At 34.0% G+C, this 23,792-nt stretch carries 15 protein-coding genes; 5 read left to right on the plus strand and 10 right to left on the minus strand.

Annotated features, from left to right (window positions below; all coding sequences use genetic code 11):
* Positions 1-189: 189 nt before the first annotated feature.
* The 8 genes from EAH81_RS19360 to EAH81_RS19395 all read right to left on the minus strand — a co-directional run bounded on the left by EAH81_RS19360 (position 190) and on the right by EAH81_RS19395 (position 14,248).
* Positions 190-1,086, minus strand: coding sequence for a hypothetical protein (locus EAH81_RS19360; RefSeq protein WP_140510252.1), 897 nt, complete (start codon positions 1,084-1,086; stop codon positions 190-192).
* A gap of 226 nt (positions 1,087-1,312) precedes the next feature.
* Positions 1,313-1,882, minus strand: a complete 570-nt coding sequence (locus tag EAH81_RS19365) for a zinc ribbon domain-containing protein (protein ID WP_140510255.1) — start codon at positions 1,880-1,882, stop codon at positions 1,313-1,315.
* Positions 1,883-1,988: 106 nt separating this feature from the next.
* Positions 1,989-2,708: a hypothetical protein gene (locus EAH81_RS19370; protein WP_140510257.1), complete on the minus strand. Its 720-nt coding sequence runs from the start codon at positions 2,706-2,708 to the stop codon at positions 1,989-1,991.
* Positions 2,709-2,714: 6 nt separating this feature from the next.
* Positions 2,715-9,152: an FG-GAP-like repeat-containing protein gene (locus tag EAH81_RS19375; RefSeq protein WP_140510259.1), complete on the minus strand. Its 6,438-nt coding sequence runs from the start codon at positions 9,150-9,152 to the stop codon at positions 2,715-2,717.
* A 6-nt stretch (positions 9,153-9,158) separates the two neighbouring features.
* On the minus strand, positions 9,159-9,611 hold the full coding sequence (locus EAH81_RS19380) for a T9SS type A sorting domain-containing protein (protein ID WP_140510261.1): 453 nt from the start codon (positions 9,609-9,611) through the stop codon (positions 9,159-9,161).
* A gap of 245 nt (positions 9,612-9,856) precedes the next feature.
* Positions 9,857-11,707, minus strand: a complete 1,851-nt coding sequence (gene glmS / locus EAH81_RS19385; RefSeq protein ID WP_140510263.1) for a glutamine--fructose-6-phosphate transaminase (isomerizing) — start codon at positions 11,705-11,707, stop codon at positions 9,857-9,859.
* 9 nt (positions 11,708-11,716) lie between these two features.
* Positions 11,717-13,420: a DUF4270 domain-containing protein gene (locus EAH81_RS19390; RefSeq protein WP_140510266.1), complete on the minus strand. Its 1,704-nt coding sequence runs from the start codon at positions 13,418-13,420 to the stop codon at positions 11,717-11,719.
* 21 nt (positions 13,421-13,441) lie between these two features.
* Positions 13,442-14,248, minus strand: a complete 807-nt coding sequence (locus EAH81_RS19395) for a glycogen/starch synthase (protein ID WP_140510268.1) — start codon at positions 14,246-14,248, stop codon at positions 13,442-13,444.
* A 78-nt stretch (positions 14,249-14,326) separates the two neighbouring features.
* Here EAH81_RS19395 and panC point away from each other — a divergent pair, with 78 nt between their 5' ends.
* From panC to EAH81_RS19420, 5 genes are all read left to right on the plus strand, one after another.
* Positions 14,327-15,205: a pantoate--beta-alanine ligase gene (gene panC / locus EAH81_RS19400; protein WP_140510270.1), complete on the plus strand. Its 879-nt coding sequence runs from the start codon at positions 14,327-14,329 to the stop codon at positions 15,203-15,205.
* A gap of 14 nt (positions 15,206-15,219) precedes the next feature.
* A complete protein-coding gene (panD, locus tag EAH81_RS19405) occupies positions 15,220-15,570 on the plus strand; it encodes an aspartate 1-decarboxylase (protein WP_017495920.1) in 351 nt (116 codons plus the stop codon).
* A 317-nt stretch (positions 15,571-15,887) separates the two neighbouring features.
* Positions 15,888-17,042 carry an alpha/beta hydrolase gene (locus EAH81_RS19410; RefSeq protein WP_140510272.1) on the plus strand — a complete coding sequence of 385 codons (1,155 nt, stop codon included), beginning with the start codon at positions 15,888-15,890 and terminating at the stop codon, positions 17,040-17,042.
* Complete coding sequence (radA, locus tag EAH81_RS19415; RefSeq protein WP_140510274.1) at positions 17,042-18,403, plus strand: DNA repair protein RadA; 1,362 nt, start codon at positions 17,042-17,044, stop codon at positions 18,401-18,403. Before EAH81_RS19410 ends, radA begins: the two co-directional genes overlap by 1 nt.
* Before the next feature lie 194 nt (positions 18,404-18,597).
* On the plus strand, positions 18,598-20,562 hold the full coding sequence (locus EAH81_RS19420; protein WP_140510276.1) for a transglycosylase domain-containing protein: 1,965 nt from the start codon (positions 18,598-18,600) through the stop codon (positions 20,560-20,562).
* A gap of 317 nt (positions 20,563-20,879) precedes the next feature.
* On the opposite strand, the gene EAH81_RS19425 is transcribed toward EAH81_RS19420, so the two are convergent.
* Entirely contained in the window at positions 20,880-21,917 is a 1,038-nt protein-coding gene (locus tag EAH81_RS19425) for an aldo/keto reductase (RefSeq protein ID WP_140510278.1), read from the minus strand.
* Between the two features lie 737 nt (positions 21,918-22,654).
* On the minus strand, positions 22,655-23,599 hold the full coding sequence (locus EAH81_RS19430; protein WP_140510280.1) for an OmpA family protein: 945 nt from the start codon (positions 23,597-23,599) through the stop codon (positions 22,655-22,657).
* Between the last annotated feature and the right edge of the window lie 193 nt (positions 23,600-23,792).

Below are 23,792 nucleotides of genomic sequence, written 5' to 3' on the forward strand. Positions count from 1 at the left end.
CTTTAAAAAATTTTAAGGTAAATGGGAGATAAACTCCCGGCTCCCGCACGATCCTTTCATGTGGGCACAACAACTAAACTGATAAAATACAATCCTCAGATTATGAAATTTACAATTTCTACTAGAATTAATTGTTGATAATTAACCCATAATCACACGAAAGGATTCGTGCAGGAGCGGGGCTAGTTATCATTTAAGCTTCATTACTTTTTCTAATAATGGAGCCAACCCGCTTTCTGTTAATGTATCATTATTCCAGAAACTCATACAACAACTCACATAATTTCCCCGAACCTTAGTAGCCACATAATATATCGTTAGCGATTTTCCTCCTGACATTTTGGTTAGTAAAGATTTCATCCCTGTAAAATCATATATAATCTTTTTTGCTTTTGCATCATTTCCTTCAAAAACTACTTCAACATCTTCTTCAGAAATAATCTTTCCGCCTTTTTTACTTCTTGTCACATTCAATTGATTATTGATTGATTTTTCTGCACTTTCGATTGTCTTATGAACAGACCAATTCATTTCCCCATAATATGGGCATTGAACAGTATTAACATTAGTCCAATAGCAGCTATTTCCCAGTTTTATTTTTCTTCCTGCAAAATCAATACTATCGATTACTGATGATTCATAAACTTCTTTCGGAATTTCATCATTTAAAATTCGGGTGACATATTTTCTCTCAAAGTCTTTATCAAGTTCATCGTAATAACCAAAGCGAATAATCGAAATCGTTTTTTGCTTATTCTCTACAAAATAATAAGAACTAATTTGACTTATATCCTCACCCACTTTTTCAGATTTAGTGATATATATATAGTTAAATCCTAGTGTTTCACCTTTAGTTTTTAGATCACTATCTTTTATAGAATATTTTCGATAGAGTTTTTTTAATTCTTTTTCGGAAAATTCGTTGCTAAATGTTTGACTTGAAAAATCAACTCCATCTACATTAAAAAAAGCAATAGTTTGATTATTTATTGCCTTTAGTCTTTTTTCATAATCATCACTTTCCTGACCAAATACAAAAGTTGATAGAAACAAAACACTCCAAGCGCATACTATTTTAAGCTTCATGATTTTATTATTTTAAAGGTATATTGGATTCCCGTCTTTTTATAGTTTTTTTCCGTGCTAGCACACGAATCCTTTTTGTCTAGACACAACAGCAAAACATCAAATATTCTAAAATTCGTACATCATCAATATGTTTTTTTGACCTGACTAATCAATTGCACTACTATAAACATATTCTATAACCACATGAAAGAATTCGTGCGGGAGCGGTGACAGCAACATAAATTTAATCCTTAACGTCACTATACATTTCAGGCTTAATAATATAATCGAATACAAATACTCCATTTTTATCCTTATAACTATAATTGATGGTAACTTTGTTATGTCTAAATGACTTCATTTGTGGATTACTCCTTACATTTTCTAAAATACTCGGAAAAAGATATTTTTTGATCGTATCAATTTTTATTTCAGCTTTAGTCAATCTTATTAAAAGATAGTTATATTGAAAAGTTTTATTTGGTGCTGCAACGGTGTTTTCTAAAACTGTATCTGCATCAACATTCATAGGACAATTTTTATTTAATTCATTTGCCGCATCTACAAGTTGTTTATCTAATGAAAATGATGGCTTGAATAAAGATTGTGTCACAAAAAACACTATAACAAAACTAATTACAAAACCTAAAGTTGCTTTTAAGTTAAAATCCCGTTTAAGCTTATTCGTTTTTTTTGATTCAATCTCTGAAACGCTATTTTCAATTTCTAAAATTGGCAATCTATACCCACAAATAGAACAATATTTAGAAGTATTCTCATTTTCTGTTTGGCAATTTGAACATTTTGTTTTCATGTTTTTTAATTGATTTAAGATTTTAATCTTTTTAATGATAATTGAGTATTTGTCGGGCTTTTAATGAGAACAAATCAAAAGGGTAGGCGAAAAAAAATTGCTTTTACTAATTTTTAGATATGATTTTTCCGTTATCTTTTGTAAAATTTATTTCCAATGGCAAATAGTCCGCATCTTTTAAACCTTTTATGATAATAGTATCACTATCTTTTTGCTCAATTTTTTTAAACATTGTTAGAAAAAAAACATTACCATTTGGTACTTGATCAATAATTTTTTTCAGAACAATATTGTTGTCTTTTTCTAGAGTAAAATTTGCTTCCATTTTATTATCTAAAAAATTAACCCAAACAGCCGCTTTGTAATTTTCTTCAAATAAAACAACATCATTTTCAATCATTCTGTAATCAGCATTTAAATTCATTTCTAGTCCTTTATTATAAGCATATTCACTTGAAATTAACAAACTTTCATTTTTAAGTTCCTTTCCCGCAAATTGAAGCATCTCGCATGCTTTTTCCCAAATAAAGATTTTTTGATCATTAAAAGATAAACTATAAAAATAATCATAGTCGATAACTTTTTTATATGTAAACTGCCCTCCATAATAATGCAAAAAATATTCTTTACCATAAGCTTTCAAAAGTTTTTCAGAAGTCTCATAAAAGAAAATGTTTAAAAACTTTATTTTTTTACCATTATACTTTTCACTTAATAAACGATTTAATAATATGGCTAAAAAATTAAATCTATCATTTAATAAATTTATCGCATCAATACCATCATTAAATCTAAGTAATGTTCTTTCTATTACTAATTTTTTCATTTATATTTATTTTATAGGATTAATCCTTACTCCTGTGTCAAAATTTCTAGGATATGGATATCTCATACCATTTATATCCCAAACTTTAGTACTATTAAAATGCAAACTACGCATATAAGTTTCATTTATGTGAGCCTGAAATTTTGGTAATACATCTGAGAATTTAGCAGTAGCTCCTTCTCCAGCCATTTTTAAAGACTGATTCATTCTGTTAAAGTTTGCATCTGTAACTCCAAATTTAAATAATTCCCCCTCAGCGTCAAATATTGAATAATTTCTACTTGGAGCCATTGATATAGATGACGTTTTAAATTCAATTGGAGCATCAGCCACAGCCGTGCTACTCATATTAATTGGCTCCTGCTGTGTCCTTATCGCTTTATCATAAGCTATTTGTGCATCTTTAGTAAAAGCATCGGTACCTTTAGCTATTACAGATGGTTTTGGTGCTCCTGTTACAATGTCTAAACCTTTTGCCTGAGCCGCTTTTGCGCCTTGATAACCACCTGTAATTGCTGATATTGCAATGGTAAAACCAGCTCCTTCAAACGGGTCCTTACCTTCTATTGTATTACCAAGAGCGTTGATGGCTAAATTTGTTCCAATAGAATAAGCTGCTCCGTTAAAAATCCCAGCAGGTGCAAAACTTGCTGCGTAACCTCCTAAAGCCCCAAAAACTCCTCCTTTTATTCCTCCATAGGCTCCATCAAGCATAACTTGCCCAAAACTATTTCCATTTAAAGCGGAGCCTGTTACGCCTCCCGCAAATCCTGCAGCAGCACCTGTAATCATGGATGCAGCTAAGGGTGATGCCATTCCTGCAGTTGCATAAGTAACCACTACTGCCACTACAACGACTACTGCTACTGTAACAACTTGTTTCCAGTTATCACTCCACCAGGACTCACCATTAAAATCCGTATATTTTAACGGGTTATTAAGAACGTATGCATACCTATTATAGTTTTGAGTATTAGAGGCATCCTGTACAAAATTATCCGGTTGTAAAAAGCGATGCAACTTAGGATCGTAAATACGACCGTTCATGTTTATGAGTCCTACACTTTGCAAATGTTCGTGACCGGTATACCCTCGATCTAAAATGGTTAATACTGCAAGTTTGTTCCCTGCACCATCTTGCACACTTACTATTGCTCCCCAAGCATCAAACAATCGTTTTTCGACAATTGCTCCAGCCTGATTGGTTATGGCGACTATAGATCCCTGGTAATCTCTTTGTAAATATAAATAATCTTGTGTTGTATTGTTGCTTCTAAATACTATGGGCGCAGAATATCCATCACCGCCAATGTAGGTTATAAACTCAAAAACACCTCGATTTTCTTTAATCTCCATACTGCCATCGGCAGAATAGTATTTTCGTAATGGTCTGTCCAATTTTTCATCCTGCAAACCTCCATAAAACATGGCACTACGATCGTTTCCATCGTTGTAAGTAAAACTAATTTTGTCTATCCCTTTTTCATCAATCAGTACGGGGCTTTTAAATGCATTGTATGTTATATTCTGTGATGGTCTTGCTGTATAATAAGTTAATGCTTCTGGCTTAACTGTTATTGCTGCATTCTGATAAGGTTTATCCTTTGCATACGTATATGTTCCTAAGCTATTTTCTGTAATTCTTCCTTCATCGTCGTACAATTGTTTTTCTTGTATGCCTGTCGCATTAGTAAATTCTGTCAGACGATCTTGTGCATCGTATTTAAAACTTTCATTTCGGCTAAACAAACTGTTTGTTCTGCTTGTCAGATTTCCTTTCTTGGCATCAAAAACAGTATTTAAAGTCAAAATATTTACAGATCCAACTGTTTTATCATACTTAGATTGAGAAGCTAAGCCATATGCATCGTAAATATTTGTTATTGTTGTTGGTCCGTTTTGCGCTGTAGTAATCTGTCCTCTGGCATTTACAGTATTGGTCTGCCATAATACGGCATTTGTAGCATTATCTAACAATTGCCAATGCGAACCATTTTTATAGCTACTTTTAATAGTTTTCGAACTCGATTTTCCGCCTGCTTGTGCAATAGAGGTTTCTGTTAAAACTCTTCCAAAATCATCATATTTAAATTCTTTTGTAAATGTGGCATACGGCGTGGCTTCTATCGTTGTACTTATTCTTTTTGAATCATCGTAAGTAAATGTGTTTAGGGTTTTCTTTGAGCCATTTGCCACATCAGTAAACTCACTAATGATCAACAACTTGCTTGACGAATCATACGAATAAGTCGTTTGTGAATCTGTATTAGTGCCTTTAATAGTTTTTTGAGTTACTTTACCGACTGCTGGATCTAGTGTGTATGTTGTAGTTCCGTTAGGTGTGGTTGTGCTTGTAGTTTCTCCAAACGCATTGTACGCATAAGTATACGTACCCGCAGATGAATCATTTAATTCTATTTTTCTACCCCAGCCATCTTGTTTAATCGTGGTTTTTACGTCTGCATAATCAGATTCTTTCAGGTTTCCGTTGGCAAAGTAAGTGTACTTAATTGTTCCGCCCGGAGTATCAGTCATAGATACCACATTGCCTATAGCATTTTTGATTGAACTTTTAGATTTTGTACCGTCATTTACTTTCGTGGTAAGTCCGGAATAGGTAATATCTGTTGTTTTGCCTGTAAAAGCAATACTTTTAATTACCCTTCCATAAACATCATATTGGGTTTCATTCCACTGCGTTCCTGTTGATCCAAAATAGGGTTCACTTACTTTATAATTGCGATTCTGAGCATCATACAAGTAGTCTACATAAGAGAAAGTTCCCGTTATGTTTTTACTTCCTGCTTTTATTTTTCGTCCTAAATCGTCAAATGTTTCTTCGCTTACACTTCCGTCATCTGCTGTTGATGTTACAATTGTTTTTGTCCCGGAACGTGTATACACATAACTATTCTTTTTACCTAAATAATCAGTTGTTGTTGTTTTCTTAAACCACGAATCATACAGATAAGAAGTTGTTAATCCATAAGGATTGGTTTCAGATTTTAATGTACTGTCCGGATTATAAACAAATGATGTAGACAACTTTTCGATATCGGTACTTTTTGTCAAAAATCGCCCCGAAGGATCATATTCATAACTTGTAACTCTTGGGGTAAGCCCCGATGCTGTTATTGTTTTTTTAGTAATGTTACCAAAGGCATCATAAATGTTATCTTCAGTAATATAATCTGTATTAGTTCCTTTTTTCTTGATTTGAGTTAATAAACTGTTCTGATAAGAATATAATTCTTCGGATGTCATTACATCACCAGAAACTGTTACACCTTGGTTTTTACTTTTAGGCATTCCTATTACATAAGGCGAAGCTGTAGAGGCAATATATGCTACATCTGAAACTGTTGTTTGAATCGTAGCTCCGGACTCTTTTAAATAGGTAGTCGATTTTAAAGGATTATTATTAGCATCATACTCTACAGTAGTTTCTGAACTTGTATTATCCAAACCATTAAATTGTCTGGTCTTGCTGTTTTTAATCTTAAAAACTTTATTAGGCAGCAACTCACTTTCATAAGCCAATACTGCTTTAGTTATAAAAGTTGTGGGCGTATTAATTGATGTGCCTATGTTGGCATCTTCGTTTATTTTAGCTGAAAATGTACTGCCCGTTTTTATCCAGCTACCAGATTTGAGTGTTATACTTTGGGTCGCCACCAGATTCTCTGTGCCTGATACGGTATAGTCTTTTTCTTTAACAATAGTACTCGGAGTCCTTTTTGTATTAGGATAGGGCACTTGAGGGGTACGTAAACCTAATGCAGTATAATTCTCTACATTAGCTCCTCTTAAATTCATATCATTATTAGACAAGCTTGAAATTATATCTGAATCATAATCCTCAAACCAATTTGTTTTTGATGTAGAACGAAAGCCTAAAAAACCTAGCCCATCTGCATTTGAAACTGCTCCTGAATAAAAGTATTGCTGTTTTTTATAAACAGTTGCACTCTGTTTTTCAAGCATTGAAACAATCTTAAAGCCCGGAACAGCTATAACATCAACATTCGGAAAAGTTTCTGTTAAGGCAGTAGGGGTATAAATTGGCTCATAAGGGTCTTGCATCAAGGGTTTGTAAGTAATGGTTTCCTTGACCCCATTACCAGTGGTAATTCCTTTTAACAGCACATCTTCACGATTATCTTTTGGACTTTTAAAAGATTTAATCATATTATCGAAAATTATGCTGTACTCTAAATTTTGATTTACCTGATTGTGATTAGTAAATATAGGTATAGAATTTCTTCCTATTCCTGTAACCTCATAAGGAGCATAGATTGATGAGAATTTAACCTCCGAATCTCTAACCATCTGATTTTCCAGCAACATCAACCTTGTTACGATTGGAGATCCTACTTTACCATAAAATCCATTACTTGCAGCGGTTAGATTTAGCTGACATAAAATATCTGTTTTGCCGTCACCGTTATAATCGTTAGCTATATAAGTAGTTTCAGCTAAAGCGTATGGATATCTCACAACACCATCATCACCTTTTACCTGAAAATAATCCACATATCCTTTATTTTGATATGATACCCCAACAGCAGTATTTGTTTTATTAAATGAGGTACCTGTAGCAAGATAAAAATTCCAACTATCTTTATTTAACTCATTCGGGATTACAAAATCCGTTTTTCCATCACCATTATAATCTCCTAATAAAATAGTTCTGTCAAGTACAATACTTGGATCAGCAATTGTATTCTGGTATAATAAAACCAGTTTGTTGTCTTTATTTAAGCTATAAATTTTTATAAAACCAGGTTCAAAAATATAGATATCAGATTTACCATCCCCATCAAAATCAGCCACGAAAAGTTTTGAATTAGCCACAGTATTAATCACTACATTTCCAATATTCTCCGGTTCATTTGTAGTAAGACGCCTATCAAGATTAAAAAGATAAGCAGTTCCTCCCGGATGACGAGTTTGTGGATACTCTGTTGTTTTAGTACCAAAATTACAAACCCTCATAGTATAGTAAAAACTCTTCTCGATTGCGATAACATCAGTCAACCCATCTCCATTAAAATCGCCGCTGATATATTCCATAGGAATATTTTCCAGTATTAATCCTGTGTAATCTTTAGGATCGCAATAAGACCAGTTAGAAGCAATAGATACTGTTTTATTAAAATTGTACTGCTTCTCGTAATGCTTGAAAATAGGTGAAGTTGATCCGGTTCCATAAAGTGAAATAATACACTTTGCATCGGTCTTTTTTAAGGTTGCCCAACCTTGCGGCAACATTTTATTATCTGAACTCAAATAACTGGCAGGAAAAATATTCTCGAAAGTGTCAACACTCAATGCCGAACCTGTATTGAGCTTACCAGATACTATATTAGAAAACAGAGTAAATTTGTTTTTTGATGTAGTCTGTGAAAACAAAATCATATCCGTTTTTCCGTCATCATTAAAATCACCAGAGATATAATCACTATTTGTATAATCAATTCCTGATATCCCAAGTAAAGCTGGAGTACCAGCTTTTAGAGGTGTGTCACTAACCGTTGTATCATAATTAAACACAGTAGGATTATAACTTTTCGCATTATCGCCATTTTTTTCTGTTAGGGTCTTCAAGCGCTGATAACCTAAAGAAGTTTCCTCTTGCTCCAAGACATAATTTCTAAAGCCTATTCCGTTACCAATTACATTAATTTCTTTAAGTATTATATTTCTAATAATACTTAGTCCGCCCATGTAGGATTGTTCAGCTCGTTTTCTAGTACCATATTTAAATTTAACTTCGTTGATAGGTGTTTCGGTAGTCCTACTTCCGTATTTTATAGAAACTATATCCAATATATTATTAGCCAAGGAATAAACATAACTAATTCTTATATCTTGTGGATTCTCCCAATAGGTGATTGCCCAATCTGTTGCAGAACGTGAATCTGTAGAATTTCCATAATAAGCTTTTGAACCGTCCGGGTATTCTACTAAAAAATATGCAGGACCATATTTAACTCCAATTGGGTTTACACCAAAAGAGGTTACTTTTATATTTGAAAAACTTTCTGTTTCATAAACAGTTTTGTCAGCCCCGTAAACTCCATTTGTTCCGTTTTTCACAATCAATCTTTGTCCATCTAGTGCAAAACGATCTAAAGCATTAAAATCAACAGCATCAATTACTCCATCATGAAATTTAGTTGCTGGAATTCTGGAAATTGCGGAAACACCAGAAATATTCCACCCATAACCAGCTATTCCGTTACCACCTTGACTATTATACGCCAAACTTATTTGTGGAACTATTCCATTGATTCCCGGAGGCACAGCGACAGGAATTGTATAATTAGCTCCTCCGGATAAAGAAACGGATAATTGTCCTTCTGTAACACCAACTTCTGCTGACTGCCCAAAACCTAAAGAACCAAACAATAAAAAAACCAGGGTTAAGTAAATATTCTTCATAGCAAATTATTGTTTGATGATTTTAATAGATTTTTCTCCTCCGTCTTTGTACGAAAGCAAAACAAGATATACACCCGTAGAATAACTCTGAAAGGGGATATTTAGACTTTCTGTCTTATCATTGATTTGATACATTTGCAACATTTGCCCCGTTACGGAATACACCATAATCGAAGTGACATAATTCTCTTTGGCAAGCTGCCATTGCAAATACAATTCTTCTTTTACCGGATTTGGATAATAGGAGATCACATCTTGTGGAGAAAATTTCAATAAATCATCTTCTGTAATGGCTTCGATTTCTTTAACATCGGCACGTTTTGCAGTTGGAGAACAACCTGACAGACACAATATTCTGTTGATTTGATTTCCGGCGGCATCATAATCGAATGTGATTTTGGTTTGGGAGTTTCCTGTAAAAAAGAACAGGAATAAAAACGGGAGTAGAATTATTTTCATTATGGCTAATATTAGAAATATTTCCTACAAAAATGTACTACATATTTCAAATAATAAAATTAATACTGTTAAATAATTTTACTTTTAAATAAAAAACATATAATTAACAGATCTATAATATTAAAAAAGATTAGCCATAGCCTTAACAACTTTAAACTGTTTATTTTAACATCTTAAAAAAAGGCATAAAAAAAACGCGAGATTCACATCTCGCGTTTTTTAATATTCTATTTATCTTATAGTATTTACTCTACCGTAACTGATTTTGCCAAATTTCGTGGCTGATCGACATTACAGCCTCTCATTACTGCAATATAGTAAGACAGTAATTGCAAAGGAATTGTTGTAATCAACGGAGATAAAGCATCCGATGTTTCCGGAATCTCGATTACATAATCAGCGAGTTCACGAACTTGTGTATCACCTTTAGTAACTACAGCGATAATTTTACCGCTTCTTGATTTAATCTCCTGAATGTTACTTACAATTTTATCATAATGACCTTGTTTAGGTGCAATTACAATAACCGGCATATGCTCATCAATAAGTGCAATAGGACCGTGTTTCATCTCAGCTGCAGGATAACCTTCGGCATGTATATAAGAGATCTCTTTAAGTTTTAAAGCGCCCTCTAATGCTACTGGAAAATTATATCCACGACCTAAATACAAACAATTTGGTGCATCTTTAAAAGCTGCAGCAATTTCTTTTGCTCTGTCGTTTGTTTCTAATGCTTCGGCTACTTTTTCAGGAATTATTTCTAATTCTTGCAAGTAGGTATGGAAATCAGTATTTGATAACGTTCCTTTAGCTTTTCCTAATCGCAAAGCGATCATCGTTAAAACTGTAATTTGTGTTGTAAAAGCTTTCGTCGAAGCTACTCCAATTTCAGGTCCTGCGTGTGTATAAGCACCTGCATGACTTTCTCTTGAGATAGAAGAACCTACCACATTACAAACTCCAAAAACAAAAGCACCATTTTCTTTTGCCAATTTAATAGCCGCCATAGTATCTGCTGTTTCTCCGGATTGAGAGATGGCAATAACTACGTCGTTTTTATTTATAATTGGGTTTCTGTATCTAAACTCAGAAGCATATTCTACTTCAACCGGAATACGCGTAAACTCTTCAAAAATATACTCTGCTACCAAACCTGCGTGCCATGAAGTACCACAAGCTACAATAATGATTCTGTCAGCATTTAAGAATTTTTCAAGATTATCCTCAACACCTGCCATTTGAACAATTCCTTCATTTGCATGAAGTCTTCCTCTGTAAGTATCTTTGATAACACTTGGCTGCTCATAGATTTCTTTAAGCATGAAGTGATCGTAACCGCCTTTTTCTATTTGCTCCAAATTCATTTGAAGTTCCTGAATATAAGGATCTACTAACGAGTCGTCTTTTATTTTTCTAACTTTAAGAGGTTTGTGCAATCTGATGTTTGCCATTTCACCATCTTCAAGATAAATAGCATTCGAAGTATATTCAATAAATGGCGAAGCATCTGAAGCAATAAAATATTCTCCTTCTCCAACACCAATTGCCAATGGACTTCCTAATCTTGCAGCAACAATTTCGTTAGGGTTCTTTTTATCAAAAACTGCAATTGCATATGCACCTACAACCTGATTTAAAGCAATCTGAACTGCTTTACCCAATTTAAGACCTTCCTTTTTCTGAACTTCTTCTATTAAGTTTACTAAAACTTCTGTATCTGTATCCGATTTAAAAGTATAGCCTCTTTTTTTCAATTCTTCTTTAAGCGGCGCATAATTCTCAATAATTCCATTGTGAATAATCACCAATTCGCCAGAATTTGAAACATGCGGATGCGAGTTTACATCATTTGGAACTCCGTGTGTAGCCCAACGTGTATGCCCTATTCCTATACTTCCATTTGTCGTAAAATTGTCTTTTGTCTTTGCTTCAAGATCCGAAACTTTACCTTTTGTTTTACAAAGTTTTATTCCGTCCTGGTCATCATACAACATAACACCAGCACTATCATATCCTCTGTATTCGAGTCGTTTTAATCCTTTTATTATAATAGGATACGCCTCTCTATGACCGATATATCCAACAATTCCACACATATATATTTATTAATTTGGTTTCGTGTAGTAAATCTGAAGTTTTAATTTCTTGTCTGCATCACCAGCAGAAACATTATTACCATATAATATTGTTCCTAATGGTCCCATAACGGAACCTCTTGGCGCTTCTGAAATAACATCATTTTTCAATCTTAACTTGTTCGACGCAATAACATCAATCCCTTCCGTTACCGCCAATCCCAATCTGATGTTTTTTAAAGTAGCGTCTTTTATAAGATTTCTGATATGTTTGGTAATTCGAACTTTATAACTTATTCCACGTTTGGTAGTTGCATCAACAGTTATGATACCACCAAAAACGGCTCTGTTTTGTTTTGCATCCAAAGCATTCGTACTATTATCTACATAATCAGCAATAATTGTATTGTTAGTAAGATCGTACAAATAAATTCTTTTCGGTTCTCTTTCTGCAGTTTTCATCTTATCTGCATCAATATAAAAAACTAAATTAGCCTCGTTAACCAGCCATTTTTTAACTATAACGTTATGTCTGATTTCGTCCAATTCATCTGAAACTAGATTAGGCTTATTTACTAATTTATTGTCGCTATCATATCCTATAAGATCTGTTTTACTAAAAAGATCTATAGCCGCCACTGATCCCTGACCACCTTTAATATAAAGTCTGTCGTCACCGGTTATATCTTTATTCAGTCTGTCTGCTATTGCAGCTGCATAAATAGGATTCTTATTATCCTTTAATAAACTCGCTGCCGCACCAGTCAAATTAATCGTTATAACTTTATCTTCGGTTGTATCACCATCAGTCGTAATAGCAGTTTTTGCTTTGTACTTAATTGTAATTTTAGCCGGTCCCGCAGGTTTTAAAAAATCTAATAATGCCATATTTGACGGACTGCCATCTACTTTTTCAACCTGAAAATATAAACCTTTAAAATACTGCTGAAAAACATCTTGTGCCGAAAGATTTGCAGCCGAAGCATTTAAAATTTTAGTCTGAAAAAAAGCTTTATTCAAATCCAAATGCATTTGTGGTGCAGAATATTGATAGGTATAAGTTTTCTTAACAGCATTAGCATCTACTACAGTTGAATCTATCGTTTGTTTTGCACTAAAAAAGAATTTAGCATTCTGCGATTCATCTTTTGAATCATTTAACGGAACACCAAGCTTTTTAGTATTAAAATTTACCTCATCTTGATATGGAGGTGTATTTGTATCCTGATCACTATAATACAACTTTCCAAATAGAGAACCATTGCTGTCATAATAACTACTGTACATTTGCGCTCCGGATTCGTATACGCTTAGTTTAAGTTTTCCATCTTTTGGCCCATAAATAGAATCTAATACATAAGTATTACCTCCTTTTGGGTCAATAGCCGTTGCGTGATTATAATAAGGCACTGTAAGCACCACACTTTCTATAACAGGACTTTCTCCAATAGTTGGTTTGTACTCAGACAATCCAACCTGACTAACAAAATTTCCAGTTGTTACACCAAAAACAGGGTTGTCATAAATCCCTAAACCAAAAAATGGCAATCCGTTTGACTGAACAGGAGTTACTTCCTGGCTGAATGCCGTAACACCATATTGCTCCGGAACTAAATCAAAATGATTATCCCCAATTAATCCCTCACCAATCTCGTTAAAATCTTTATCGCACGAATACAAAAGAACAACAGTTGCAACTAATAGAATTTTCTTAATAAAAGAAGTATTATACATGTTTAATAATAATGTTAATTTTTAAAGGCCCATCGTTTTATAGAAATTTGTATACGCTTCAGCGAATGCATCTTTCGAGGCGAAAGGTAAAAAAGGTTTTCCTGAAGATTCTATAAATTTTGTTAAACTTGGAGATACATTTTCAGATGCTATAATTACGGCATCCGAATGTAAGATACTAGCCTTTAAGATATTTTCGTAATTTGGTGTTTCTAAATCGACTATAGATTCGTGTGGAACGCCGTCAAATTTCACCTTGTTTATCATCTCTAAATCTAGATTTTCATCAAAAGACTGACCATAAACTGAGGTTACAATCTTAGTTTCAGAAAATAAAGCTTCATTTTTGTAGTAATGCTTCATGTATATTGGCAACATAGCCGCTAACCAACCGTGAACATGAATAATATCAGGAACCCAATTCAATTTTTTTACCGTTTCAACAACTCCTTTTGCAAAAAATATCGCTCTTTCGTCATTGTCAGGATATAAAACACCTTCTTCGTCAGCAAAAGTTGCTTTACGCTTAAAATATTCATCATTATCGATAAAATATACCTGAATTCTCTCTTTGGGAATCGAAGCTACCTTAATAATCAATGGCATATCCAAGTCATTCACTACCAAATTCATTCCTGAAAGTCTAATAACTTCATGCAATTGGTGTCTTCTTTCGTTGATATTTCCATATCTTGGCATGAAAATTCTTATCTGACCTCCTTGATCGTTAATCATTTTTGGAACGTCATAAGACATTAAAGAAACCTCATTTTCAGCCAAATAAGGCACGACTTCAGATGATACATATAATATCCTCTTATCTTTCATAATAGTATTTTACTTAATTTTTGGTAATAAAAACGTTGCAAAATTACAAAAATTTATGCAGTTTATAACTAATATATTATGTTTGCACTAAATTTTAATAATACTGGCATGCATATTTTCTACGGTAAAGTAGCTTTGATAGCTTATTTAAAAACTATCAAAACGGCAAATTCAACCATTGGATTTGTACCAACAATGGGCGCTTTACACCAAGGGCATTTGGCTTTGATGCAAAGATCACTTAAAGAAAATGACGATACAGTTGTGAGTATTTTTGTCAATCCTACCCAATTCAACAATGCCGAAGATCTCGACAAATACCCACGAACACTCGAAGAAGACGTAAAAAAAATGCGAGGATTAAGTGACAAAATAATTTTATACGCTCCTTCTGTAGATGATATTTATGAAGGACATACGATTTCTCAATCTTTTGACTTTGACGGATTAGAAAATCAAATGGAAGGAAAGTTCAGACCCGGACATTTTAACGGAGTCGGAACCATCGTAAAAAGACTATTTGAAATCGTTACACCAACAAATGCTTATTTTGGAGAAAAAGATTTTCAACAGTTGCAGATTGTCAAAAAAATGGTCGAAAAGAACGATTTACCAGTAAATGTTGTTGGTTGTCCAATTTTTAGAGAAGAAAATCAATTGGCGATGAGCTCCAGAAATGAGCGTTTAACTCCTGAAGAACGAAAAGAAGCCTCTATTATTTATAAAGTTTTAACAGAAGCAAAAGAAATATTTCAAACGAGTACACCCGAAGAAACCATCAAATTTGTGGAAAATTCTTTCAAAGACAACGAAAGATTTGATCTCGAATATTTTGTAATTGCTGACGAATCCACATTATTACCTATAGATCACAAAAGTAAAGACAAAAACTACCGTGCATTTATAGCGGTATTTGTTAATTCTATAAGGTTGATTGACACCATTTCATTAAATTAATTTACCTTTGCACCATGCAAATTCAAGTTATAAAATCAAAGATTCATCGTGTAAAAGTAACTGGCGCTGATTTAAATTATATTGGCAGTATTACTATCGACGAAACATTACTGGAAGCCTCAAACATTATTGAAGGTGAGAAAGTAGCTATTGTAAACATCAATAATGGAGAACGTTTCGAAACTTACGCCATTAAAGGAGAAAAAAATTCAGGTGAGATCACACTAAATGGTCCTGCAGCCAGAAAAGTTCAAAAAGACGATATCATTATCATTATATCCTATGCAACCCTGGAATTTGAAGAAGCTAAAACCTTCAAACCATGGATCATTTTCCCTAATGAAAACGATAATTCTCTAACGTAAGTTTCCTTTTACACTTTATATTATTACTATTTGTCAAATTTATTTTTGAACAAACAGGATTACTTTTGCCGTATATATCTCGCGCAAAGTCGCAGAGTCGCCAAGTTTACATACATTTTCTTTGCGTCTCTGCGACTTTGCGCGATTTTTTTTAGCCTTAATTGTCTAAAAAAAAGGTTAACTTGATGAAATTGAGATTTTAATGTTCGTCCTAAACTTCTTTCTTTTTTAAAATTTCACATTAACAGAAAAGCAAATAAAGTATTATATTGCTACATTATTTCAATACTTTTTAATTCACTGAAATGCCCCAAATCATGAGAAAAGTTTATTTACTATTTATCTTTATTTCAATTTCTGTATTCTCGCAGAAAAAATTCGACAATATTCAATCTGAAAAACTTGGAGAAGAAAGAAGAATAACCATCGGACTTCCTGCTTCTTATGAAGCCAATCCAGACAAAAAATACCCGGTACTTTATCTATTAGATGGCGATTATTTATTCGATCCATTTTCCGGAGCTCTTAGTTATGGCGCTTATTGGGATGATTTACCTGAAATGATAATCATTGGGGTTCATCAAAATAAAGAAGGAGAACGTGAGGACGATTCTACAATTGACCAGAATACAGGTCTTCCTTTTGAAAAAGGAGCTAAATTCTTTGAATTTATTGGAGCTGAACTAGTTCCTTATATCGAAAAAAAATACCGCACAACTCCTTTTAGAGTTATCGCGGGTCATGATATTACAGCCAGCTTTATCAATTTTTATTTATATAAAGAAGAACCCCTTTTTAACGCCTATATCTGCTTAAGCCCTGAACTTGCTTCAAAAATGGAAGTTCGTATTCCGGAGAAATTTGCAAAAGTAACACAACCTTTCTTCTATTATCTTTCTGCTGCCGATGGTGATATTAAGAAAATCAAGGAACCAATCGAAAAATTAGACAGCAATATTAAAATTGCCAATAATCCGTTAGTAAATTATAAATACGAATTATTTAAAGGAACAACTCATTACACTGAAGTCCTACATTCAATTCCGAGTGCATTATATCAGATTTTTGAAATTTACAGACCTATAAATTCCGCCGAATACAATGATAAGATTGCCGTTCTGGAAACTGGTTACGCCGATTATCTGGAAAACAAATACAATACAATGTCAAAAGTTATGGGTGTTCAAATCCCGGTTCGAATGAGTGATTTCAAAGTAATTGAAAATATTATCTTAAAGAAAAATGCCTACGACGAATTAGGAAAAATGGCTGAAATTGGAAATGTAAATTATCCAAAAGCGATGTTAGGAGAATATGAACTAGGATTGATGTACGAGAAAATGGGAGATCCTAAAAGAGCTTCTAAGAAATACCAAAACGCTTCGCAAATGGAGCCAATTGGTGATTTGAATAAAGATGTGATGTACGAGAAAATCGACGAAATGAATACACTTGCAAAAAAGACCAAATAATGTCAAAAGTTAAAACTTCTTTTTTTTGTCAAAACTGCGGAACCCAATATGCCAAATGGCAAGGGCAATGTAATGCATGCAAAGAATGGAATACTATTGCCGAAGAAATTATTCAGAAGCAGGAAAAAGTAGCATGGAAAAGCGAACCAACTTCAAGCGGTAAAGCACCTCGTCCGCTAAAAATAAATGAAATCGATTCAGCATTGGAAGTCCGCATGGACACAACCGACGGCGAATTAAATCGTGTTCTTGGTGGCGGAATTGTTCCTGGATCTTTAACCCTTTTAGGTGGAGAACCCGGAATTGGAAAAAGTACGCTTTTACTTCAGATATCATTAAAATTACCTTATAAAACGCTTTATGTTTCTGGTGAAGAAAGCCAGAAGCAAATAAAAATGCGTGCCGAAAGAATAACGCCAAATAGCGATAATTGCTATATTTTGACGGAAACTAAAACGCAAAACATATTCAAACAGATTGAAGCGATTCAGCCTGAAATTGTTATTATTGACTCGATTCAGACTTTACATACAGATTATATTGAATCTACAGCCGGAAGTATTTCTCAGATTAGGGAAACCACTGCTGAACTGATAAAATTTGCCAAAGAAACCAATATTCCGGTTATTCTAATTGGACATATTACGAAAGATGGAAACATCGCCGGACCAAAGATTCTGGAACATATGGTCGATACCGTTTTACAGTTTGAAGGCGATCGAAATCACGTTTACCGAATTTTACGTTCGCTAAAAAACCGTTTTGGCTCTACTGCCGAATTAGGAATATATGAAATGCTCGGAAGCGGTTTGCGTGAAGTAAGTAATCCGTCAGAAATTTTGATTTCGCACAAAGACGAAGAAATGTCGGGAACCGCGATTGCCACAACCATGGAAGGTATGCGACCATTAATGATCGAAATACAATCTCTTGTAAGTACAGCCGTTTATGGAACGCCACAGCGAAGTACCACTGGTTACAACGCCAAAAGGCTAAACATGATTTTAGCAGTTTTAGAAAAAAGAGCCGGTTTTCGTTTAGGAGCAAAAGACGTTTTCCTGAATGTTACGGGGGGAATTTCCGTAGATGATCCGGCGATTGACTTAGCGGTTGTTGCTGCTATTTTATCATCAAACGAAGATATTCCGGTTACCAAAGGTTTTTGTTTTGCCGGTGAAGTTGGACTTTCAGGCGAAATCCGACCTGTAAATCGTGTAGACCAAAGAATTCAGGAAGCCGAAAAATTAGGATTCACCACTATATTTGTATCTAAGTACAATAAAATAGCCTTAAAAAATACCGGAATCAAGATTGAGCTTGTGGCTAAAATTGAAGATGTTGCCAGTATTTTATTTGGGTAATTTTTGTTTTTTTGCCACAAATTTCACTAATTCCCCTAATTATATATTGTTTGAACATATGAAATACACATTAAATACAAATAAAAATTCGTGTCTAATTTGTGGAATTGCTTCGCCTGTTCGCTCTCGCTCGGGTCGTGGCAAAAAAGAATATTAGCTTTGTGGTATTCCATAAATTTCATGAAATCAACTCTATGACTTTTCCAAAACAAAAAATATTTAAAGCTTTAAAAATACTTGCCATAATCTTGGTATTGTTTTTAATTGGGCTTTACTACTTTCGTGATTCGCTTTTAAAACAAGCTATTGCTAAAGTCACTCATAAAATGGCTGTCGATTATAACAGTACGTTTTCTGTAAAATCGGCTACGTTTGAAGGTTTATCCGGAATAAAACTAACCGATGTTATTCTGGTTCCAAAAAATGCAGATACTCTTTGCCACATTCAAAAAATCGAAACCAGTATTAGCTTAGCGAATCTATTAATTGGAGACGTTCAGGTTGGAACTTTAAAAGTCAACAATGGATACATTCAATTGGTCAAAAAAGGAAATGTTCGCAATTTTGATGCTTTCCTGAAAAAAGACAAATCAGATACGGATAAAAACGAAAAGCGAAAATACGCCACTTTTGCCTATCGTATTATTTCGAAATTGCTAAACCTGGTTCCAACCGATATGGATTTGAAAAATCTAAATTTCAGAATTGACGATAATGGCAAAAAAACGTCTATTGCGATTAATAAGCTTGTTTTAGACAATAAACAACTAGAAACTAATCTTCACGTTCAAAGCAAAGATTTTGACCAGCGCTGGAACATAAAAGGTTTTGCAGATCCAAGAAACAAAAAAGCCGACATTCGTTTCTTTAATTTAGATACCGGAGCAATCCGAGTGCCTTATTTAGACGAGCGTTACAACTTAAAAGCAAGCTTTGATTCGATCCGATTAAATGTTCAAAACATAGAAAAAGACGGAAGCGAATTGCATATCGACGGTTACACTTCGATTACAAACCTAAAAATCAATCACCCAAAGATTGCCAGCAAAGATGTAGTCATTAAAAACGCCCGTTTTGATTATCGTTTTTTATTAGGAAATGATTTTATCTCGATTGACAGCACTTCAACCATGCAGTTGAACCAAATAAAATTGCACCCGTATGTATCTTATAATACTGAAAAAGATACGGTTTATACTTTGAAAGTTAATATCCCGAAAATGCAGGCACAAAACTTTATTGGTTCATTGCCGGACGGTTTATTTACACACTTTCAGGGAATGGAAGCAACAGGAAATTTTGAGTACAAACTGGATTTTAAATTCAATAAAAACAAACCCAATACTTTAGTTTTTGACAGTAAACTAAACAAAGAAGATTTAAAAATCACCAAATACGGAGAAGCCGATCTTAATAAACTAAATGGGGAATTTGTTTATCGTGCCATTATTCAGAATGTGTTGCAACGTCCGGTTTTGGTTGGAAATGCAAATCCAAATTACACTCCTTTAGACCAGATTTCACCTTATTTAAGAAAATGTGTTCTAACGACCGAAGATCCGTCATTTTTCTCGCATCGTGGCTTTATCAATGAAGCTTTCAAACAATCGATTTTAAAGAATATCCGAACTAAAAAATTCTCTCGCGGTGCCAGTACAATCAGCATGCAGTTAATTAAAAATGTCTTCCTGACGCGCGAAAAAACGCTTTCGCGAAAGCTGGAAGAAATTTTATTGGTTTACATCTTAGAAAACAATCGTGTTGTAAGCAAAGAAAGAATGTTGGAAGTTTATTTCAACATTATAGAATGGGGACCAAACGTGTACGGAATTGGCGAAGCAAGTCATTTCTATTTCCAAAAAAGTCCTTCGGCTTTAAATGTTGATGAATGTTTATTTTTGGCAACTATAATTCCGAAACCAAGAAAATTCATGTATCAGTTTAACGATCAGGGAAACTTAAAAGACTTTGCCGTGAAAAACCAAAAATTCTTAAGGAATTTAATGTTTCGTCGTGGTTTACTAATTCCAGAAGATACAATTGGTCAATCAGCCGTTTATATTTCCGGAAATGCGCGTTCGTTAATTCGCATTAAAGCTCCGGACTCAACGGGAGTTCCCGCAGATTCTTTGTCTATTAGTGATGAATTTGATTTGTAGTTATTTGCCACGAAGGCACTAAGACGCAAAGTTCTTATTCTCATTTTTGACTTTACTGAATATTTTAATCTCGCAAAGACGTTAAGTCGCAATGTTTTATTCTCATTTTTTGTCATTCCGAGGGACGAGGAATCACACGCGTAATTCTACAAAGATTGGCGACATTCTATTCGGAGTTCCTAGTGTAAAATGACATACGCGTGGCTATGTTTGTAAAAGACTTAAAAAATAATTACACATAAAACAAGAAATCGCAAAGTATTTCTATAAATGAAGAAAAATACTTTGCGACTTAGTGTCTTAGTGGCAAGAATGTCTTAAGGTGCAGGATCTGGAATTATTGCCTGAACTGCTGCAATCTCAGTTAGGACTTCTTTGGATAAAAACACATCAATAGTGTCGATGTTTTCTTTTAGCTGTTCCATTGTTGTGGCGCCGATAATAGCACTGGTCAAAAAGGGCTGTTGCAATACAAATCCCATTGCCAACTCTGTTAACGTTAATCCGTGTTTTTTAGCAATTTCCTGATACAACTTTGTTGCTTCTGTACATTGTTCGCTATTGTAACGTGTATATTGCGGAAAAAGATTAATTCTAGCATTTGGATGTGCTTCTCCGGTTAAAAATTTACCAGTTAAAACACCAAATGCCAAAGGAGAATAAGCCAGTAAACCAACATTCTCATATTTTGAAACTTCGGCAGAGCCTACTTCAAAAAGACGGTTTAATAAGTTATACGGATTTTGAACCGTTTTAATTCTTGGCAGGTTTTGATATTTGCTTTCTTCCAGAAGACGCATCATTCCCCAGGCATTTTCGTTAGAAACTCCAATGTGCTTTATTTTTCCTTCTTTGATTAATCCGTCAAAAGTTTCCAGAATTTCTCTAAAATTATCTTCCCATTCAGCATCGTGATCTTTAAAACCGCGTTGCCCAAAATAATTCGTCAATCGTTCCGGCCAATGCATCTGATACAAATCGATATAATCTGTCTGAAGGCGTTTTAGGCTGTTTTCTACAGCATATTTAATACTTTCCGGAGAGAAATCAGCTTTTTCACGCATGTAAGTGAAATTTGGATTTGGTCCCGCAATTTTAGATGCTAAAACCACTTTATCGCGATTTCCTGATTTCTTAAACCATGTTCCAATGATTTTCTCTGTGCTTCCGTACGTTTCTTCACGCGCCGGGACAGAGTACATTTCGGCAGTATCAAAAAAATTGACACCTCTCTCGAGTGCGTAATCCATTTGTTGATGTCCTTCCGCTTCTGTGTTTTGCTGCCCGAAAGTCATTGTTCCGAGGTTTATTTTACTAACTTTTATATCGGTGTTGGGTAATGTTGTGTATTTCATTTTTTTGAGGTTCTGAGGTTCTGAGATTCTAAGCTGCTAAGCTTTTCTGCTTATAATTATAAAACTCAAATATACGGCGAGATTTTCCAAATGGAAATCTGAAAAAAGTTAAAAAAAGAATAAGAATATAAATTCAACTACATCTAATCATTATCCCAATCTAACATTTCTCTCTCCAGATCATCTTTCGAAATTAATCTATTATATCTTACATCGTCCAAGCCTGCTTCCACCTTTTTATTATATTCTGTCAAGAATAAATCCTTTTCTTCTAAAAAATCTGGATCAACTATCTTTTTCTTTTTTAAAACATCTCATGCTTTTCTAATTTTACGAAACATGTATAGTCCCTACGGGACAACATTTCGGGGTTGCTTTTCTTTTCTACCAATATTTTTCTACCACATCTTTCTACCAACATTTAACTCCTAACGGAGTATTTCTCAAAATTGTATTTCCTAAGATAACTTATTACAATAGTAAAAACATTCTAAAAATAATTAGTGTTTCAAGTTATCTCGTAGAGATTATATATTGGTAGACTATTTTGTTTACACACAATAACAATGTCCCGTATGGGACTACACCTAATTTTCCAAATAATAATCAAACCAATTTCGACAACTATTACAAAACCTTACAGGAAACACAAAAAATCAAAAAAGGCTCAAAGTATAAACTTCAAGCCTTTCTGTCTAAAAAATCTTAGAACCTAAGCAACTCAGTGCCTCAGAACCTTAATTAATACTATTAAGCATTTCAGCGATTTCATCTAATCTTGGTGTTAAGATGATTTCGATTCTACGGTTTTTAGCTTTTCCTTCCGGAGTTGCGTTGCTTGCAAGCGGAGAAAATTCGCTGCGGCCGGCTGCTGTTAATTTTTGTTTGTTGATTTTAGTATTTTCACTTAAAATGGCAACGATTGCAGTTGCTCTTTTAGTCGATAAATCCCAGTTGTTTGCGATTGGTCCTGAACCTGCATAAGGATCATCATCTGTATGTCCTTCGATAAGAACCGAAAGATCCGGATTATCACCTAATACTTTTCCTAATTCCACGACTGCTTTTCTACCTTCGGTTCCAACAGCCCAACTTCCAGAGTTGAAAAGTAATTTGTTTTCCATAGAAACATATACTTTTCCGTTTTTCTGTTCAACTGTTAATCCTTTACCTTCGAAACCGTTTAGGGCTTTCGATAAAGTATCTTTTAGTTTTTTCATTGCCGCTTCTTTTGCTGCAATCATGGCTTCAAGTTCGTTAAGACGGCTTGCCGTTTTGTCTAAACGTGCTTGTTCATCGGCTAGTTTTTTAGATTTTGCTTCTAATTGCGCCAATAATTCGCGGTTTTTAGCCATATTACTTTCTAATGCATCGTTGCTGTTTTTCTCTAATGCATTATACGAATCCTGTAGCACTTTAAATTTGTTTTGTGCTGCAGCTAAATCTGCTTTTTGTTTGGCAAGATCTGCTTTTGTATCGTTTAGATCTTTTGTTAAAGCATCTTTATCTAATTCTAACTGATTTTTTGCTTTTTGCAAGTTTGCATTTTCATCAGTAACAGAACGATTTTCTTTTTTTAGATCTGAATATTTTGTTTCCAGATCGTTGTAAATTTTCTTGGACACACAAGAAGTCATAGACAAAGCTAAGACTAGGAATCCGATGGAGGCCTTTTTAATCATTTTTTAGTTTTATTTGGAGCGTATTAATAATTCAAAATATTCTTGTTTAACGAAAAGCCCTAGCCCTGATGGGAACGGCATCCTTTTGTGGCGGGGTTCGCCACAAAAGATATAGTGGACAGCAGGAAATAGCTTCTTGAAATTCCAAAAAAAAAATTCCAAATTCCAAACTATTGACATCTAAACTCGCTAT

It is taken from the genome of Flavobacterium pectinovorum (genome assembly GCF_006438875.1).
Lineage (GTDB): Bacteria > Bacteroidota > Bacteroidia > Flavobacteriales > Flavobacteriaceae > Flavobacterium > Flavobacterium pectinovorum_A.

Coding starts and splice junctions, on each gene's coding strand:
- EAH81_RS19360 (WP_140510252.1), bottom strand. CDS start 1,086: ATGAAGCTTAAAATAGTATGCGCTTGGAGTGTTTTGTTTCTATCAACT.
- EAH81_RS19365 (WP_140510255.1), bottom strand. CDS start 1,882: ATGAAAACAAAATGTTCAAATTGCCAAACAGAAAATGAGAATACTTCT.
- EAH81_RS19370 (WP_140510257.1), bottom strand. CDS start 2,708: ATGAAAAAATTAGTAATAGAAAGAACATTACTTAGATTTAATGATGGT.
- EAH81_RS19375 (WP_140510259.1), bottom strand. CDS start 9,152: ATGAAGAATATTTACTTAACCCTGGTTTTTTTATTGTTTGGTTCTTTA.
- EAH81_RS19380 (WP_140510261.1), bottom strand. CDS start 9,611: ATGAAAATAATTCTACTCCCGTTTTTATTCCTGTTCTTTTTTACAGGA.
- glmS (WP_140510263.1), bottom strand. CDS start 11,707: ATGTGTGGAATTGTTGGATATATCGGTCATAGAGAGGCGTATCCTATT.
- EAH81_RS19390 (WP_140510266.1), bottom strand. CDS start 13,420: ATGTATAATACTTCTTTTATTAAGAAAATTCTATTAGTTGCAACTGTT.
- EAH81_RS19395 (WP_140510268.1), bottom strand. CDS start 14,248: ATGAAAGATAAGAGGATATTATATGTATCATCTGAAGTCGTGCCTTAT.
- panC (WP_140510270.1), top strand. CDS start 14,327: ATGTTTGCACTAAATTTTAATAATACTGGCATGCATATTTTCTACGGT.
- panD (WP_017495920.1), top strand. CDS start 15,220: ATGCAAATTCAAGTTATAAAATCAAAGATTCATCGTGTAAAAGTAACT.
- EAH81_RS19410 (WP_140510272.1), top strand. CDS start 15,888: ATGAGAAAAGTTTATTTACTATTTATCTTTATTTCAATTTCTGTATTC.
- radA (WP_140510274.1), top strand. CDS start 17,042: ATGTCAAAAGTTAAAACTTCTTTTTTTTGTCAAAACTGCGGAACCCAA.
- EAH81_RS19420 (WP_140510276.1), top strand. CDS start 18,598: ATGACTTTTCCAAAACAAAAAATATTTAAAGCTTTAAAAATACTTGCC.
- EAH81_RS19425 (WP_140510278.1), bottom strand. CDS start 21,917: ATGAAATACACAACATTACCCAACACCGATATAAAAGTTAGTAAAATA.
- EAH81_RS19430 (WP_140510280.1), bottom strand. CDS start 23,599: ATGATTAAAAAGGCCTCCATCGGATTCCTAGTCTTAGCTTTGTCTATG.